This window comes from Spongiibacter marinus (assembly GCF_016906995.1).
Taxonomy (GTDB): Bacteria; Pseudomonadota; Gammaproteobacteria; order Pseudomonadales; family Spongiibacteraceae; genus Spongiibacter; species Spongiibacter marinus.
The window spans coordinates 1-1493 of sequence record NZ_JAFBBD010000026.1 but is presented as its reverse complement, the minus strand read 5'-3'; the positions used below and the strand labels follow the sequence as shown (position 1 = coordinate 1493).

The following is a 1493-nucleotide window of genomic DNA, read 5'->3' as shown; positions in this document are numbered from 1 at the left end:
GAGGTCCGGCCCAGATTCATGCAAAAAGTTCCACTTTGTACAAAATCTGACCGGATCTGAGTTCTATAGCCGGGTATATCGCTTGCCCGTTCGCCGTGTGGTATCGATGGTGTAGTCGCCCAACAGGTTGATATGTTCGGTTCGGTAGGGTGAAAGACCTCTGAGTGCTTCCGGCGTAACCTGTAGACCATCCTTTTTGAGTTCCAGCAAGGTCTTGGTCATCGCATTGACGTTGTAAAGAATGACTTGGTTTGCCACCAGGTGACTGTAACGGATCATTTTCTCCTGTTCGGCCCGAAGGTTCTCCTGGATCTGGCCTCGGTTAAAGAAGAATACCCACTGGATAAAATCGTTGAACTCCTCGCTCTTGCAGGTTGAGGCGTGAATGGTTTCCCGCAGCTCAATGTCGCTGATATATTCCAGCAGGAATTGAGTTCTGGCAACGCGTCCCAGCTCCCGGAAGGCGAAGTAGATTGAATTCCGTATTCCCCGTGAGCCCAATCGTCGTGCGATGGTTGAGGCTGACACCCGCCCCTCTTTAATAGAAATCGCAATCCGCAGCATGTCCCGATAATGGGTTCGGATCAGCTGGTAATTAATGCCTTCTGAGAACAACTCATCGATATGCTGGTACCGGATCCGTCGGTCAGGTTTGAAGAAGATCAGCGAGTTGATATTGCTAATACGCGGCATTAACTTGATGCCCAGCAGGTGGGCCAGGCCAAACACAATTGTGCTTTGCGCGTGGGTATCGCCCTGCACCTTATTCGGTTTGATATCTGACTCGTTCTCTATGATGGCATCAAGCAAGTGCATGGCTTCCCGCACGCCGCAGGGAATGAATCGGCTGAACAAGGCAATGTACTTGTCGCTGACCAGGTAATAGCCGATACCGCCGTAGGATGCGTAGCGCAGGTGATATTCCGAGAGCAGGTTCTGCTCATACATATCAAAGCGCGTACCGTCTACTGATGCATTCTCCCCGGTTCCCCAAAACTTTGGCAAATCATACTCGTTGTAGGCATTGATGATTTTTTCAGTGGCCTTGACCAGATCCTTCTCACGCACGTGGGACAAGTTCAAATAGGCAATCTGTTTGCGGGTCAGTGATTTAATGGAACGGGCCGTTTGTGTCGGACCCAGATTACAGCCAAAGCACAGTAATGAGGCGACCAGTCGCTGCTTGTAATCTTTGATCTTCCGTTGGTGGCCTGACAGCGGGCCAAACAACTTGTCGATTTCCGTCCAGTCGATGGTTTCCATCAGCAGGTCAATAATATCCACGTCCGGCAGGTTATCACGTAAGGCCTGATCCACTTTTTTGGTATGGCTGGTGTCTTTGTCAGATGAGCGCTTTTTCAGGGAAATCGAGTCGCGGTTGAGCACGATATAACTGTCACCAGGGATGGCCTGATCAACGGCTTGCGCCGTATCGGTAAAGGTCTGCTTCAGGTCACTGACAAACTCACCAGCCTCCTCATTCAGATCAATTT

At 50.4% G+C, this 1493-nt stretch carries 1 protein-coding gene; it reads right to left on the bottom strand.

The features are described 5' to 3' along the window. Positions 1-63 precede the first annotated feature (63 nt). On the bottom strand, positions 64-1493 hold a 1430-nt coding region (locus tag HNR64_RS16975), incomplete at its 5' end, for a Tn3 family transposase (protein ID WP_204997567.1).